This is a genomic window from Ruegeria sediminis (assembly GCF_005938215.1).
GTDB classification, from domain to species: Bacteria; Pseudomonadota; Alphaproteobacteria; order Rhodobacterales; family Rhodobacteraceae; genus Ruegeria; species Ruegeria sediminis.
Genome location: NZ_VCPD01000012.1, coordinates 42,726 through 60,235 on the forward strand (window position 1 = coordinate 42,726; position 17,510 = coordinate 60,235).

General features: G+C 52.1%; 10 protein-coding genes. 6 read left to right on the forward strand and 4 right to left on the reverse strand.

Translation table 11 applies throughout. The features are described 5' to 3' along the window. Positions 1-56 precede the first annotated feature (56 nt). Complete coding sequence (locus tag FGK63_RS20425; protein WP_138845780.1) at positions 57-1,118, forward strand: helix-turn-helix domain-containing protein; 1,062 nt, start codon at positions 57-59, stop codon at positions 1,116-1,118. Positions 1,119-1,691: 573 nt separating this feature from the next. Here the strand turns inward: FGK63_RS20425 and FGK63_RS20430 are convergent. The 4 genes from FGK63_RS20430 to FGK63_RS20870 form a co-directional block, all read right to left on the reverse strand. Further along, on the reverse strand, positions 1,692-2,069 hold the full coding sequence (locus FGK63_RS20430) for a hypothetical protein (RefSeq protein WP_138845782.1): 378 nt from the start codon (positions 2,067-2,069) through the stop codon (positions 1,692-1,694). Next, entirely contained in the window at positions 2,069-2,749 is a 681-nt protein-coding gene (locus tag FGK63_RS20435) for a ParA family protein (protein WP_138845784.1), read from the reverse strand. Before FGK63_RS20435 ends, FGK63_RS20430 begins: the two co-directional genes overlap by 1 nt. Before the next feature lie 187 nt (positions 2,750-2,936). Continuing rightward, on the reverse strand, positions 2,937-3,161 hold the full coding sequence (locus tag FGK63_RS20440; protein ID WP_138845786.1) for a hypothetical protein: 225 nt from the start codon (positions 3,159-3,161) through the stop codon (positions 2,937-2,939). A 52-nt stretch (positions 3,162-3,213) separates the two neighbouring features. Next, positions 3,214-3,360, reverse strand: coding sequence for a hypothetical protein (locus FGK63_RS20870; RefSeq protein ID WP_171052731.1), 147 nt, complete (start codon positions 3,358-3,360; stop codon positions 3,214-3,216). Between the two features lie 1,285 nt (positions 3,361-4,645). Between FGK63_RS20870 and FGK63_RS21140 the strand changes: the two genes are divergently transcribed. From FGK63_RS21140 to FGK63_RS20465, 5 genes are all read left to right on the forward strand, one after another. Further along, positions 4,646-8,107: a hypothetical protein gene (locus FGK63_RS21140; RefSeq protein ID WP_138845788.1), complete on the forward strand. Its 3,462-nt coding sequence runs from the start codon at positions 4,646-4,648 to the stop codon at positions 8,105-8,107. A 373-nt stretch (positions 8,108-8,480) separates the two neighbouring features. Continuing rightward, positions 8,481-9,260: a hypothetical protein gene (locus tag FGK63_RS20450; protein WP_138845790.1), complete on the forward strand. Its 780-nt coding sequence runs from the start codon at positions 8,481-8,483 to the stop codon at positions 9,258-9,260. A gap of 321 nt (positions 9,261-9,581) precedes the next feature. Beyond that, the gene (locus FGK63_RS20455) at positions 9,582-10,025 is read left to right on the forward strand and encodes a hypothetical protein (protein WP_138845792.1); all 444 of its coding nucleotides are present in this window, start codon (positions 9,582-9,584) and stop codon (positions 10,023-10,025) included. 7 nt (positions 10,026-10,032) lie between these two features. Further along, positions 10,033-16,149, forward strand: coding sequence for a calcium-binding protein (locus tag FGK63_RS20460; RefSeq protein WP_138845794.1), 6,117 nt, complete (start codon positions 10,033-10,035; stop codon positions 16,147-16,149). Between the two features lie 230 nt (positions 16,150-16,379). Beyond that, positions 16,380-17,510, forward strand: a 1,131-nt coding sequence (locus tag FGK63_RS20465) for a type I secretion system permease/ATPase (RefSeq protein ID WP_138845796.1), incomplete at its 3' end; no start/stop codon positions are given.

Here is a 17,510-nt window from a genome sequence, read left to right on the forward strand (position 1 = left end):
CACAACAAAAAAACGTCTTCGGGCGAACGGGTATTCTATGTCTGCTGACAAAAACCATGAGGACAGTATCCAATTTCGCTCCATCAGGAGCAGCCAGGTCATCGACCGGGCAGGGGAGCAGTGCACCCAAATGGTTGCAGCTCCGCGCCCTTGAGGAAGCGCGAGAGCCGCTTGGACTGAGGGCGACCAGCATCTCAATCCTGCGGGCTATGCTTTCATTCATGTCAGCTGATCGAATCAGTGAAATCGCGGACGATCATCACATCGTCTACGCCAGCAACGCCGCAATAGCCGGGCGCGCTCACGTCAGCATTCAGACAGTTGAGCGCCACATTGCGAGACTGGTAGATCTCAAGATCATACAGCGCATCACAGCAGCCAATGGTAAGCGCTGGGTGCGGCGCAATGGGGCAGGGCAGGTGATCCTTGTGAGCGGACTGTCTCTGCTGCCATTGGCTGCCAGGCATGCTGAGTTCACAGCACTGGCGGGTGAATATCGCCGCATGCAGGAAGCACTCCAGGTGCTGCGGGATCAATGCACATTGGCGCTGACCCGCCTTCAGGGGACCATCGCAGACGGCATCCACGATCTACTGGATCGCGCCCGCCGCATCCTGCGCCGCCGGCCTCAGCAGGATGTGCTTCAGGATCTGCTGGACGAGATCAACGAGCTTGTTTCTGTGGAAAACTCCCAATCAGAAACCATCAAGCCCATCAAATTGAGGGGCGGCAACAGTGGAACTGAGGGGCACAAAGAGCACTCATTGAATCCTGATAGTAAGAAAGAAAATTCTTCTCAGATTCAGATTTCCTCTGATCAGATGGAGTACGCATTCCCACGGTTGTGCTCAGAACTGAAGTTTGCGCGAGATCAGGCACATTGTGGTCGACTGATGGACACCATAGCAGACCAGCTCCGGCTTGGAGAGACCTGGAGTGCAATGAAAGCTACGCACGGCCCAGCAACCTGTTTCATGACTCTGGGGTACATTCTACAGCGGGCAGAGGGCATTCAGAGTCATCGGGCGTACTTGGCATCACTGATAAGCAAAATCGAACGAGGAGAAATGGAGCCAACGGCGCTGCTGAGACCACAGAAACTAGGGCAGGGCGTATGAGGCGCCTTACAGTTCCTTCACGCGGCGTTTCGGAGGCGGATCCATGCTCGCATCGAGTCTGGACCAATCAATCTGCTCGATGATCCTCTGAACGAACTCAGGATACACTTTGCGTGGCTCGCCACCCTGTTTGACTGCCCACCGGCTAAATCAAAGCCCGCGACCCGCGATGGACGCCCCGATAATACAGGAGATGACAACTTCGATACCCATACCAGGATAATACGCCACCAGCGGGAAGTGAGCAAACTGGATCCAGGACAACCCCAGATCCAAGAAATCAGCGTGCAAGCGACACTTGTCCGCGAATGATCCTTCAGAACGTCAACAAGCTGTTTGGATTCAAGAGGGTAGGGGAGGGCACCCCCTAAATTACCCCGATGAGGGAATCTGGGGGGTGCCCCTGGGGTGGCCTGACGGGTCACAACGAAAAACAGACAGAGAGAGCACCTGCACCCGCTATTTTTCAACGTTGAATAGCGTTGTGTGCAGTCAGATAAGATTTAAAACCGTTAATCAAAGTTAACCACAGTTGATTGCAGTTTTCTGATGTTAAAAAAGCCATAACTAACGTTATTTACCAAGCTGGTCGAGGTGCTCCTGAACGAGCTTCTCCATGTAAGCGGTCACAAAACCACCTCCGGCCACTTTGATGTGATCTTCAAGACGCTTCTTGAGATTGACCTCCAGACGGAAATTGAACTGCTCGCGCTTGGTTTTGGTGGATCCAGCCGGCCGGCCAGGCTTGCGCTTCTCGACCGATTCATCAGGCTGCGGGGCAGGGGCCTCAGCTGGCGATTTGGGGGGCTCACGATCCTTAAAGCCCGCCAACCCCCCACTCGCATTTGCCTGCTGCGCAATCGCTCTCGCAGCCGCTGCGCGATCCTGGACATCTGACGTGACCGGGACATCAAAATCATCTCCCAGCCCGGCTTTGCGCTTACCAGCCATTACGCGACCTCCTGAGATTGAGTTTTCAGGATAGCCAGAACTTCATCTGCAAATTCGCCGGCATTCATCGTGGCCTTTTCGACACCCGATACCTGGGAATGATCCAGATCGGGTAGGTCGCCACCCATCGCGAACACCTCACGGAATGCAGCGCGCTCAACAATTGATGTCCGTAGGGTAGGGATACCGGCCTTAGCCATTAACTCCCTGACATGCGACAGCGAACGGGTCTGGATCGCTGCGGATGTGCGGGTGAAAACTACAGTATGGGGGACTTCTCGCCTCAGAGCACGGGCCTGCTGCCTGATCAACTTGATGATCTTGGCTCCGCCCTGCGAGTCCATGGTCGAGCCTTGTGTTGGAACGAGCACGAGATCACTGATACCGATTGCCTGAACGACGCTCATGTTGGCTGTTCCCTCAAGATCGACGATCACGAATTGCGTCTGCTCCTGAGCATCCAATATCTTATCGATGATACAGTCTGCGGTCACATCGCTGACGATCTGAATGCCATCCGGCAGATCGTCCAACTGACCCCATTTCGTGATCCACCGCTCTGGATCCGCATCAATCAGTGTGACCGTACCGCCGCGGCGGGCGATCTCGGTTGCCAGAAGCAGCGCGCAGGTGGTTTTGCCGCTGCCGCCTTTTGGATTTGCCATCGAAATAATTGCCATCTTCAATCTCCATAATCTGTGGATACTCAGAAAATAGAGAGACGGAGTTTCTATCGATTTAAAATTGATTAACCTTATTCAAGGTTGAGCGAAGTTATTTGCAGTTTTTTGCTATTTGATAGTTGCGTCCCCTCAATCAAAAAACCGGGGTAGGGCCCCGGCTCCGATCTGCATATTGTCCAGTGAATCAGCCCTGAACCCGATCCATGACTTGTCTGATTACAGGGGCAGACTGTGCTGGAATGGATACGACCGTGCCGCACTGATCGCAGACACCAGCAAGTATGCCTGGCACGGTCCCGGATCCATCATCGAGTGACACATCCTGGCGTTCGAGCGTGGTCGAGACGATCTGCTCACAGTCCGGGCAGATGGCCCGTGATTTATCACCTACACTGAAAACCTGTTTCATCGGTCCACTCCTGATCACACAGAGATAAGCAGAGCCAGGCCCTGAAATCAACTTAGCCTTTGACTCGGCTCAGGAGATCTTCTGCGTAAGCGCGTTTGGCGCTCTCGGCCTCCAGCTGGGCCGTCAGGCGGGTGACCTGTTCTTTCAATGCAGCGTTGCCGTGCTCCAGATCACCGATAGAGCCCTGAATTGCTTTCATCTCCTCCGTCAATTGATCTCGGCCGAAAGTGGCGCGTTTGATGTCTGCGCGCAGTACAGCATTGTCCTCAGCGTATCACCGCGACACATAAACCCCAGAAGCTGCTGCCGGTTGTCGAAACCCGTGGATGTCCCAAAACTGCCGTTTCACTGCTCGCTATTGTTCTGGTGTTCAAATAGTATGGAGTTGGTTTGCAGAGCGTATGAAATTGAAGAAAAAAACAGACAGTTGGAAACGATTGTGGGCATCGAGCCAGAGTTGTTTAACTGAAGCAGACTCCAAATAGACGTGTTAAATGTGCAGTTTGGGTCCAGATCCTGATTGGTCATGATGACATCCACCATGATAGCCATGGTCACCGCGCCGATTATCGGTCAGTGAAGGGTGTTCAGGCAGGCTCCACCCCGATTGGACAAGCATGGAGATGTGATTTCGATGAACACGTGATTTGGTCTGTCACTGACAGGTATCGAGTGTACCAAGGAGGCTGGCGCGGCGGATCTGTATCGAACCAGAATTCTGTTTACTGTTGAACACTGCGTACAAACCGAAGCGCCTACCCAGGCAAACTCAGTTAAAGTCTGCGCAAAAACAAGCGTGTGCAAAAACGGAGTTGCCGGCACACCTTTTCGGATCCATTTCCCTGCCCAAAATCAGCTTGTCTGAAGTTGTCCAATTGCCGAAGTCATGAGGCTAGGATCAAGCTGATCGCCCAAAGTTAAAAATCTCCTAGGCCGTGCCTTGACAATGTTTGTAACCTGATATTTTTTAACGGGAAAGATGACATGTCCAGTACCCTTTAAGTAGAGATGGCGCGTTGCTTCATTTTGATTTGAGCTGTATGCAGTTTGCCGGGATCTGGTAGGATGGGAAAGTTAGCACAAATATTAGCTATTCTCTCTATAGTGGTAGTGATTTTTTCTACTACGCGGTCGGGTATCTGTGTGCGTTCCATGAGATATTTTTCCAACGAGGAATACATCTCTGAAGCAGTGTTGGATGCTTCTCGCCGCGATGATTCTGATATTAATCTAGCATCCTTAAAGGATGCTTTGAACTACTATAAACAACATCCAGAATGCTGTGAATTACTGCCCAGTAACGACAGTAGTCTAGAACGCGGATTAATATCGTCACTCCTGGGATTTAGAGAGAAGGGTGTAGTTGTCACTTTGCCGATACGTGGCGGTAGTGAGAAAACCACGTATACCAGCTATGTCATTCTAAGTAGGTGTATGGATCGGCGCAGCGTTTACGGAATGGAAGACTAAAAAGGATAAATTAAATGGCCTTACCAACGCCTAGCGAAATTATGTTGCAATATCTATACGGCACGGCAGCTAAACCAGAAGACCTTCTGAATCCCAATCTCGTTAGAGATGAGGCCGCGCGATCAACAATGGAGCTCGATGCTGTTGAATTTATGTCCGCGGGGGCCGGTCGATTTGCAAATCTCTCGCAAGCGCAGGTGGTTCAGAACTTCTTTCAAGCTTTTAGTATTGGTATCAACGATGGAACAAAACGTGAGTACACACTCGCTCGAATGCAAGAAATAGTTGGGGGGGATGTCGCCGCAGGTGGCGGAGAAAAATTCGGTTTCCAGCAATATAACTATGTTGACGAAACAAGTGATTATGTTGAGAGAGTTTTTTATTATAATTCGTCCTCCTTCAAAATACCGAGCGAAATAATATTTGTGATTGATGAAAGCGGAAACAGATATATCAAGAATGCCAAAATTCTCCCCTTTGATGACAATTTTGATTTTAATTCTGACGACGTTGTCGCTTACGTCACAAACGCGTACAGCCAACTAAGAACGGACCCGTCTGGAATTGGCCGTCGAGTTGATTTGAAAATGGTCGGAAAAGAAAATATTTCATATGAGGGGTCTGTTGTTGGCTCTGATGGGGAAACCATTTACACAAGGCAAGATTACATATCTGACCTTAACCAGAATAACAGTAACTATACCAGTGTGCTTTCTTTAATTGGAGCTGGAATAAACAACCACATCGATGACTTGTACCAGTCTGGCGTGACTGCTTTTGTTCAAGATGGCAAAGCTCTTGTATTCGCAAGTGCAGATGGCTCTGAAGTTGTGGTCGACGACGAGATCAATTCGTACCACAGAGAAGTAGCGTCGTCGAATGGTATTATATTTGTCGGTTCAGAGGAAGCAGATACAGCCAAGTCCCTAACTTATCGTACTGAGTTTCGGGGATTTGGCGGTAATGACCATTTTAAGGCGCCTGAATCGGCTGATTCAGATGACATTCTACGTGGCGACGGAGGCAACGACACGTTGGAAGGGGGTCTGGGCGATGATTGGATCGAAGGCGGTGAAGGCGCCGACATCCTTCGCGGCGGCGCTGGCGACGATACGATTGTTTTTGACTCGGAAGACACTGAAATTGACGGAGGCGACGGACGCGACGTTGCTGTCTTTGAAGGGGAAGGTTCAGCAAATTTGGATTTGGACGCCTCGAAAGTTGAAGTAGCAATTGGTGGTGATTCTGCCGATGAATTCTTCATGGTTTCAGGGCATATGGCCGCTGGCGGTGAAGGAAGCGATACGTTTTACACCAACGATACGACCGATACGGGACCCGCCATTGTGTGGGGCGGCGAAGGCGAGGATCACTTCTACACGGAAGACGGAAGGATCCTGGCTGTGCAGGTCGAAGGATTGACTGCGGAGAATTTTGCCGATTTCAATCTCGACCTTCTGGGCATGGGGTCGGATTTTGACTGGAGTGCTTTCGATCTTATTGTCTTGAATCCGGACGCGTCCGACAAGTTCTATAATGCTGGGCGCAACATTGCTGTGCGTTCGGGAGTGTATACATTGCAGGAGTACGAGTTTGATGTAGACGACATAAACGAAGAGGATATTCCTGAAATACCAATCAAAGACTTTGGCAGTCAAAGCCTATTGATGGATTTTACAAGAGCCGAGGGTTGGACCGGACCAATTGGATCTATCACCGACAGTTCGGTCAGCGTTAAAGCAGCTGGTCAATTTGAGGTCTCGTTTCTTGGTTCGAAAATTACACATGTCCAAAGCAGCGTTTCCTTCGGTAGCTACACTGGATATTATCTTTATGACGAGAACGGAAATCTCCAGGGTGCAGACGGTGCAGACCTATCGTCGGCAGTTTTGAATGACGGTTACACATTGAAAGTAACCGCAGACTTAAGTCCTATCGATGCCGAGATATATTTTTGGATGTATTTTGACGATTATCAGAGCATCGACCAACACCCAGGCTTTTCTGATGCCAATCAGATGGGATGGTTTGTGGCAGGTGGTGAATTCGATGACACGGGATTGGTTTTGGATGGAACGATTAGTGTCACCATGCCTAACAAAGAAGCCGCAAATGCCATCACTGGCCACTCAGACCTAGCTTTCAAACCCGGCGATGGCGCCAAGAAACTATCCGGATTTCAGCCAAGCACAATGGTCATCACTGTTGCCGGAACGGCGGTGAACCCCAACACTCAGCAGGCCGGAATTACCATTTCTCAGCAAGTCAGTGACGTGGTTATTGAGTACGGGGCAGGAGACTCTGTCACGCTGATCGATACTTCTCTTGCAGATTGGCTGGATGCTAGCAGTACGCAACACTTAGGAACGTCCGCTGACGACGTCCTGGTAGGATCCGCTGGGAATGAGCTAATGGCGGGAGCTGATGGAAATGATGATCTCCAGGGCCAAGATGGCGATGACATTTTGAGTGGCGGCCACGGCAATGACTCAATCAGCGCCGGAAGCGGCGACGACACAATCATCTACCAGTCTGGGAATGACGTCATTCAAGGACAGCACAACCGGGGGCACGACACGCTGGATTTGAGCAAGTACAGTTCCGATCAGGTGAGCTTTTCCAATTCCGGTGCGGATGTCCTGATTGACACGCCGGACGGCCAGATAAAGCTAAGATACCAACACTACTACGCTATCGGCGATGACCGGACCAATATCGAAACGGTCCTGTTTTCGGATGGTTCCCTGGACGAGATCGGTATCAGGGATCGGGCATTGGCCGATCAGTCCAGCGATGGTGATGACACCGTTACAGGCACTCAGTTCGACGATGTGATTTCGAGCGGCCTCGGCAATGACTCTATCTTCGCCGGAAGCGGTGACGACACGATCATCTACCAGTCTGGAAATGACGTCATTCAAGGGCATCACCACAACCGCGGAAATGACACGCTGGACTTGAGCAAGTACAGTTCCGATCTGGTGAGCTTCTCACATTCTGGAAGTCACGTGTTCGTCAATACACCCGATGGCCAGATTAAATTGACGTATCAGAATTACTACGATTTCGGGGCAGACAGAACGAATATTGAAACCATTCTGTTTTCCGATGGTTCACTGGATGAGATTGGCATACGGGGCAGATCAATAAACGACTCGTCGACCAATGGAGATGATGTCGTCGTCGGCACCAACTTCGATGACCATCTCGATGGAGGCGCAGGCAACGATACCCTGACCGGCGCAGGAGGTGCGGACGAGTTCCGGTTCAAGGATAACTTCGGCATCGACACGATCACAGATTTCAGTGACGGAACCGACCTGATCCGCGTGGATATCGCCGGGCTTGGCTTCGAGGATCTGGTCCTCTCGGACAATGGTGGCGATTCCGAGGTTGATATCGGCACCCATGGCAAGATCATCCTGAGCGGTGTGGCTGCCTCCGTCCTAACACAGGAAGACTTCACCTTCGCCTGAGGAGCAAGTGGTCCAACTTAGTAGTACGGAAATTTTCTTCGGAGTGACGTTTCGAATGGGGATCGGTTACTCTCTCTCTAGGTCCAAGGGTAAGGAATACCAGACTTTATCGGATCAAAAAATCGGCTTTAAGTTGTTTTCATCTTTTCTAGGCCCGTTAAAATAGTATTGCGGAGATGATACTTGCTTGGTTCTCGAAGAGTTCTGTTTGTAGCTAGCGTGATCTTTTGCCGGGTGAGGTCTGCTCTGTCTGCAAGTGCGAAAAAGGGCGATTGGTCAGTGCACCGGTCAGCGGACAGATGGGGTTTGTTAAACAATTCTCCTGCGGTTAGCTTTCCTTGGTGTTGCTCAAAGTAACAGTTCGTGCCTCACCATGTTGGAACTCAGAAAAGCACTATTTGTCCTTTGCGGTCTAGCGGTCGCTTGCCTGCGACAAGAGCTGTACGCTGATGAAAGAGCCGCTGATACGGGTGCCGCAGCCAAATCAATCGCCGACATCTACGATGCGTCTACTTTCGAGCCATCACCGTTCATTTGCTCTTCGGACCAGTCGACCAATCTAACTGTTTTCCTTGAGTTTCAGCCTGGCGCGGAGAAAGTTCGATTGAGCATCCCGCGCGGTTATTTCGACCCGCGACTCAAATTGCGAGACAACACTACGCGAAGGGGTCAGGTTCTGCGAATTCACGGTGAGAGTTTCACGCCTTGGCCACCTGAGCTTTTGCCAAAACGTCAGGAGGGGCCTTATGTCGGTATGCTATTGACCGACTACATCCCGATTGACGATCTCGCCGTGCATCATGCCTCCCTCGTTCGTGGGTATACAGCCACCAATGTGCCCGAGTTTTATGCAGTCGAGTCTATACTTGGACTGGAAACGCTGGTGTCTGATGCGCCGCCTTATATAGATCCAGAAACCAGCGCCTACAGCGATACTGACCTGCATATTTCCCGCAACGCCAGAGGTCAAATCACCGACGTGATAACGTGCAAAAAGCCCGGTTCCGTCCCGTATCCGGGCTGTCAGCATTACATGGACTCGCCGCTGGTCGACTTTAAGATCAGATATTCCCTAAACCTTCTACCCCATTGGCAGGATATGTCGCGTAATGCGCGAGCGTTCGTGTCTTGCATAACCTCAAGCCCTTCATAGAAGAAAGTTGATCATGGCCCAGACATTATCCGCAGAAATGTACGATGTACCAAAAAAGCACGTCGGTGCGAATGCTCGAATGCTCTGTAGCAGTCATACCTGCAAATACCACTATTGCTTGAAACAGAATCTCAACCTCAGATACGAAATCTGGATTGACGACAAATCCAGACCCGCGGATTGGATCGCCATCGATCAATACGTTCGTCGTGAGTTTGGCACTGGGAGAAAGCTGCAAAGTGCATAATTCGCTAGAGGTAAAAAGAAAATTTGAACTACAAGGTCATTCTAAATGTGAGATCTGTGCTGCGGGATAACCAAATGAAATACTCAATAATTGCAGTTCCAATTATCGGCTTGATTTCTATCGTGAATAATGGGTTGGCTTTAGCTAACTGCCGCAATCTAAGCGAATCCGAAATGATTGATGCGGCCATTGACTTTACTCTTCAAAACCAGGTGGGAAACGCCTTTAAACTCACGGAGGAGGGCGAAAGATTGCATCTTTCATTAAAAAGGTTTGAAGATAAAGCAGCGTACCTTGCTATCAACTCAGATTGTTGTACAAATTTTACAAGAGAAGCAAAAGGAGAGTACATTGATCCTCACTTAGCCGAGCGAAAGAACTATGCCGCCACGATTCGCGTTAAATCTCGGTGGCTATTCGACGACAGAAACTCAATGAAAACCCCACTACTCGGTTTTTATGAGAGCATCAGGTTGGTGCATTTCGACAATTGTGGAAAAATCATTAATCTAGACTAAGGGGTCAATGGCAATGAGTGTATCTGTAAACGAATTAGTTAGTGTATTTTTGTACGGAGAAAATACGCCACCAGAAAATTTAAATGACACGGGGTTGATAGAAAGATCTGACGACTCGAATTACGACATTGACATTGCTGACCATATGCAAAACGAAGGGCGCTTTGCTTTGCCGACTCGTTTTGCTCTAATTGAAGAGTTTTTTAGTGGTGAATATCTTCCAGAAGATTTTTTTGAGTTTGAACCAGATGCTGGCCAAGAGTACACCAAGTCAGACACTGTTGTAACGTTTACAAAATCTCAAGCAAATTACTACTTTAATGGGGGCGCAAGCTTTTTCGGTCTCAGTATTGATCATAAGGACTATGGTGGTGCCTCTGATGAAGAGATGATCGAATACGCAAAACGCGCGTTCGTTTTCGGAAATATGCAATACAAGATCTCAGATGAGGCCACTTTTAAGATTGAAAAAATAAGCAATGGTGATGGAACCTTTAGCTACAAAAAGTCAATTGAGAGTTTTGGAATTGAACCAATAAACAATGACTTTGATTTTGTAGGGGGAGATTGGGTGACTGAAGCCACACAAGCCATCTCCAGAAGAGCAATAGATCCGTCTGGGATAAACGAAACGGTAAATCTTGTTTTCACCAACGAGTCTGGAAACTACCAACTTTCGGACTATACATTTTCTGATTATCAAAGCGACCTGAGTGAAGAAGGGAACCAAACTTTTTATCCTTTTGAGTCCCTGTTGAGCGCCGAGGCGGGTGACCGGCGTAATAGATTGGCAGAAGGTGTTCAAGAACTTTTTGACAATTTGTATGCGGACGGTGTTACAGATACACGTATTGATGGCAGGTTTGTTGTATTTGGGTCTCAAAACTCTGATGATTTAAGGGTTGGTTTTGCGAATTATGAGCAAGACAATACTAACCACGAATTTGATCTAACGGACACAGAACAAACCGGGAGCTTTTTCTCGGACCTTCTCCCTTACAGTTTCGAGTTTCCGCAGATGATTGAATCCGGTCTGCATTACATCCTGGCAGATGGAGATGACACTCTGGATGCAGGTAGTCATGGATACTTGGGACCTGACGGTACATATGGAGGGTTCTTTGATGGTGGTGAAGACATAGATACTCTGTCCTACGTTAACTCATCAACTGGCGTTCGCATTAGTGTCAATTCGGCAGCTTCTCAAGAGGCATCGGCAGTTTTTAGTGTAACGGATGTGAACGACCCTGATGCCTGGCAAGATCTATTCACCAATTTCGAGGTCATTAAACTGAACAACCTGGCGAACGTAATTGAATTCGCGCCTGAGTTCTATGATTTGGAAGTCGACGGCAACTATACAATCCAGGCCGATGACGCCCTCGAAGAAGGACATCTTCTAGACGGCTCAACCCTTGATGAAGGTTTCACGATCACGCTTGAACAGAGCGATTGTTCCGCGGGCTCGATAACGTCTCATGGATCCAGCTTGACGTTAGCCAATTTCGACAACGTTACCGGTTCTGAACACGCCGATACAATTACTGGAGGCAGCGGTCGCAATGATGTTCGGGGTGGTGATGATGTTGACATAATCGATGGTGGTGATGGCCACGACGAAATCCACGGCGGTCTTGGGGACGATGTCATCGAAGGTGGTGCCGGTGCGGATTGGATTTATGACCGGGGCGCCGACGACGATATCCGGGAGGGAGAAACCCTCGATCAATATGTAAACCGCGTGCTGGCCTACGATGGCGAAGGTAACGACGAAATCCGCGCAGGTGATGGCTCGGATATCCTGGTCTATTCCGGCGGTACGGACACCTACTATGGTGGCAAGGGCAACGATATCTATATGGCGACCGAGCGCGCTGAGACCAGCAGTGCGGAGAGTGACAGTCTGACGGTTGTTCTTGGTGACGATGGCGCCGATTTTGGTCACGATCTGATCAGGGGGGACGGCCACTGGATCGACAAGGTTCGGTTCGAAGGGATCAACCGCGCCGACGTGACGGTCAACTACAACTACGAAGAGTTTTTCATCGGAAGCGAAGTGTTCGACTTCGATCCACTCTTCTCCGGCTGGTTTTTCGATCCCGCCCCGGAGACGTTGGATCACTTCATGACCGTTGGCACGATTGAAATCGTCGTCAGCGAAACCTCCAGCCTGACTATTGAAAACGTGATCGGGTTCCAGACCAAAGGGGCCAATGGCGGCAGTATCACGATTGCACCGTCAATCGTCATACCGTTTGCCCTGGAATTTGAAGACGGATTTCTGGACTGGCCGAGTTCAGTCTCTGACCCCAGCAACGGCAACCGGACCTTTGCAAACAGCGCCCTTGGCGACAATGCCTTTGCGGCCCTTGGCGCGTTGGAAGCCGAACGTTCCGTTCCCACCGAGACCATCGAAGGTGACCCGCTCGCCAGCAACGAGCTTTTCGGATCCATTGAAGCTGAAATCCTCATAGGTGGTGACGTCGACGACAGCCTGTTCGGTGGAGGTGCCAATGACACCCTGATTGGTGGCAAAGGCGCCGATTACCTGAATGGCGGATCCGGCATTGACACGGCGTCCTATGCAGATGCGACGTCTGGCATTCAAATGACCCTTGGGGGCCACCTGATCACCCCTTCCGGGGATGCGGCAGGTGATGAATTTGTATCCATCGAGAACCTGACAGGGTCTGATTTCGATGACTTCCTGGGCGGAAGCGATCAGGCCAATGTCCTGCGCGGTGGCCTCGGCAATGATGTTCTTTCGGGCGGCAAAGGTGACAACGAGCTCTATGGTGGTGCGGGCAATGACGAGCTTTTTTCGTCTTTCGGCAACAATATCATGGATGGCGGTGCTGGTGACGACACCCTGGAGGCCTGGGTCGGCTACGACATGCTCGATGGAGGTGAGGGCAACGATCTTCTGATCAACAAGGGCTATACCTGGCAGGAGTATGTCCAGGGTCAGGGTTGGACCACGACGTATGAGGCGGGCAACGGTATCTATGACGGCGGAACAGGTATTGACACGCTGGAAACGCAATCCAGCATGGATACAACTGTTGATCTTGCTGCTGGTTACGTTTCTTGGAAGGAGTCCGGGGACAGGATCAAACTGGTCTCGATTGAAAACGCAAACACGGGTCGCGGCGATGACACTATCTACGGAAACGATGGCGACAATGTGCTGAATGCTGGCAGGGGCGATGACGAAATTTTTGGCGGCGGCGGAAACGACACCCTGATCGGTGGGGATGGTGACGACCGCCTGTTTGGCGGGACTGGCATAGACACTGCCAAAATCAACGGTATCAGTACAACGGCATCATATGACGTGGTCGAAGGGGGCGTGCGTGTCACCATCGACACCTTGCACCCCGACTATGCCTGGCCGATGGATGACGGGACATTCATTATCTATGACGATGTCGAATTCATCGAGTTCAATGACGTCACTCTGACCTATGCCGATATTGCAGGTCCGCTCCAGACCGAGTTTGAAGTGATCGATGACTATCACCGCTTGGACGAAGGCGGGTCAACTGTCGTGGACTTCACAGCAAATGACCTAAAGTTTAACGGCGATCCGATCTCGGTTGTGACCGTAGCTGGCACTGCCATGTCCGCAGGCACCATGATCCGGCTGGCGTCGGGGGCCACCCTCACGATGCTGGCAGATGGCACCCTGGAGTTCGACCAGGGAGGCGCCTATGCATGGCTGGAGTCCGGACAGACGGCAACGGAGACAGTAACATACACCGCGACGGACTCCTCGGGCGTCGAAAAAACCGGATCGGTTACCCTGGTTGTCGATGGTGTTGCCAGCAATCCTGATGCGGTTCATCTGGATCGCAACGCAATTGTCACCAGCCCGGATCCGGAGAAGGCTGCCAAAACCAACATTGCCAACTTCAACATCGCCGCATCGGTGGTCGTGATCGACGAGGTTTATGTGGACCCGAACAATCCACCTGCGGGCGTCACCATCGAAGAAATCGGTGGCGATACATTTGTCATGTTCGGATCAGACGATGCCATCGTTCTGGAAGACATTTCTTACGACGCCTGGAAACACGCCGCCGCAAGCCTGACGCTTGCGGCAACCGAACATGATGACGTTTTGGTTGGCGATTCAGGGAACAACACTTTGGCTGGGCAGGCGGGTGAGGACTATATCCTCGGCGGCGCAGGCAACGACAACCTGAGCGGCAATGATGGAGATGATGAAATCCTTGGCGGGACCGGGCAGGACACCCTCCATGGCGGAAACGGCGACGATGTCCTGAGAGGCGGAGACGGCGATGATGATCTCAGGGGCGGTTATGGCCAGGATACGTACGACGGCGGAGACGGAGTCGATTTCATATCGATAGACGGTGATTACGACACTTCATTCGGCTCTCTGGGGGCCCATGTGGACCTTAGAGCCGGCGTCCTCGAATGGAAGAACAACCAGAATGGCCTGGAACGTCTCATCAGCATTGAAAACGTGCGCGGTACAATTGGCTCAGATACCATAATCGGAAATGATGGGGACAATTACCTCGACGCCAGTTCAGGAGACGATCAGCTGGTCATGGGCGGTGGCGGAAACGACACATTGATGGCCTATGGGGACAATTCTGAGATCCATGGCGAAACCGGAAACGACAGGCTGACAGGAGGCAACGGCAGTCAGATCCTGGTCGGCGGAGTTGGTGATGATGGTCTGATCGGCCGCGGCGACGACGATACGTACCTGATCAACCTGGGTGATGGAAATGATTGGATCCACGAGGGCTACGGTAACAGCTTCGGGGACCGCGTCGTTTTCGGGGCAGGTATCACGTCGGAGATGATCGCTCTTTCCGTGTCGGACAATGACGGTGATGGCCACAACAACATCGTCCTTTCGATACAGGGTACGACGCAAACCGTTACAATCGAAGACTGCTTCTATACAAACGCCAGCTACAATCAGGCTGTGGAATACCTGGAGTTTGCCGATGGAACAGTGATTGACCTGGGCGAGCTCTATTCCAGTACGCGGTACCAGGGCACTTCAGGAAATGACAGCTATTCCGGAACCGGCCTGGGTGAGTTCATGTATGGTCTGGAGGGCGACGACTACATGTTTGGCGAAGCTGGTAACGACACGCTCCATGGTGGCGACGGCAATGACGAACTCCGCGGCGGATGGGGCGACGACAAGCACTATGGCGATGCCGGTGATGATCTCATCGTGGCCTGGGACGGCGATGATCTTGCCAGCGGCGGCACCGGAAATGATAGCCTGTATGGCAACAATGGGAATGACCAGCTGTACGGCGATGACGGAAATGACACCATTGATGGCGGGAACGGTGACGACAATCACTATGGCGGGGCTGGTGACGATCTCGTTCTCGGCAATGCCGGCACTGATTTCTTCGATGGAGGAGAAGGTGTTGACACCATCGACTTCAGCTATTCGAGCAACAACTTCAATATGGACCTGTCGCAAGAAATCGTAGTGTTCTCGGGTGGGGTCACCGAGCAGGTTCTGAACTTCGAGAACATCATTGGCGGCGCGGGCAACAATGTACTGACCGGTTCAGATGGCTCAAACACCATTGACGGTCGCAACGGCGATGATAGCCACTATGGCGGTGCCGGCAACGACTACATCTTTGGCAATGTCGGCGCCGACTTTTTCGACGGGGGCGCCGATATCGACACCATCGACTTCAGCTATTCGAGTGACAATTTCAGCATCAACCTGTCACAGTCGAAGGCTGTTTTTTCCAGCGGTTTCACGGAACAGGTCCTGAACTTCGAGAACATCGTCGGTGGGTCCGGCAACAATACCCTGACCGGGTCCGCAGATGACAATGTGATCGATGGGGGCGCTGGCAACGATACCCTGACCGGCGCAGGAGGTGCGGACGAGTTCCTGTTCAAGGATAACTTCGGCACCGACACAATCACAGATTTCACCGACGGAACCGACCTGATCCGCGTGGATATCGCCGGTCTGGGGTTCGAGGATCTGGTCCTCTCTGACAATGGTGGCGATGCCGAGGTTGATATCGGCACGCATGGCAAGATCATCCTGAGCGGTGTGGCTGCCTCCGTTCTGACACAGGAAGACTTCACCTTCGCCTGAGAAATGACGTGGCCCTGCATTTCTTGTGGGGCCACATTCTGCCACTTGCCCAATCCCCAGGAAACACATGACCTTCCTGCCTTTCCGGTGGCAATCAGACCCGCCGGAAGGGGTTCCGCTCGCAGGCTGACCTGTATGCGCCACACCAAGAAACAGAGCTCTCCTTGAACCTGAATCAAGCACCCAACGCCCGCCCACTGCATGAACTCCGAACAGCCCGCAATGGCGGAATGCGGTTTCTGGGGCTGACCTTTCTGTTCAGCATCTTCGTCAACCTGTTGATGCTGACAGGACCGCTCTTCATGCTCCAGGTCTATGACCGGGTGCTGGGCTCCCGCTCGGTGGAAACCCTGACGGCGCTGTTCCTACTGGTTGCGCTGCTCTATACCCTGATGGCGATGCTTGATTTTGCTCGCGGCCGGATCGTGGCCCGTTTCGGGGCGCGGTTCCAGTCGGCGCTGGATGAGCGTGTGTTCGGTGCCACGCTTCGGCGGTCGATCCATCCTCAGATTCGCGCTGCCCCGGCCACCGCTCTCCGGGATCTGGAAGCCATCCAAATCCTCTGTTCCTCACCGGTTCTGCTGGCGCTGATGGACATGCCCTGGACACCGCTGTTCCTGGCGGCAATTTTCATCTTTCATCCGCTGCTGGGTTGGCTGGCGGTGGCGGGCGGCGGGGTCCTGATTGTTCTTGCCGTGCTGAACCAGGTGTTGACTCATCGAAGAGTGGCGGACGCCCAGGCCGCCTCGGCGCGGGCCGGAGCTTTCTCGGAACACGCCCGGCAGGCGTCGGAAATTGTCCGGGCGCAAGGTATGCAGAGGGATGTCACCGCCCGCTGGATGACACAACGCTCGGACGCGCTTGGCCAGACCATTGCCGCCAGCGACTGGACCGGCAGTTTCACGGCGCTGACAAAATCCCTGCGCCTGTTCCTGCAATCGGCCATGCTGGCTTTGGGGGCTTGGCTGGTGTTGCAAAACGAGATGACGGCCGGTGCGATGATCGCCGGATCCATCCTGCTGGGTCGGGCGTTAGCCCCCATCGAGCAATCCATCGGTCAGTGGTCGCTGGTCGAAAAGGCGCGAACCGCCTGGGGATCGCTGAACCGATTTCTGGATGCCACGCCGCCTGAGGCAGAACGCACCCGGCTGCCGGTGCCGGCTGCGGAACTGAAAGTGCAGGGGCTGTCCGTTGTGCCACCTGGTGGCGCAACTCCGACGCTTCGCAATGTCTCGTTTCAGCTCAATCCGGGAGAGGCCATCGGGGTGATCGGCAAGAGCGGCTCCGGCAAGACCACGCTGGCCAAATCCATTCTGGGACTGTGGCCCCCTGCGGCAGGTGAGATCCGTCTCGGTGGCGCC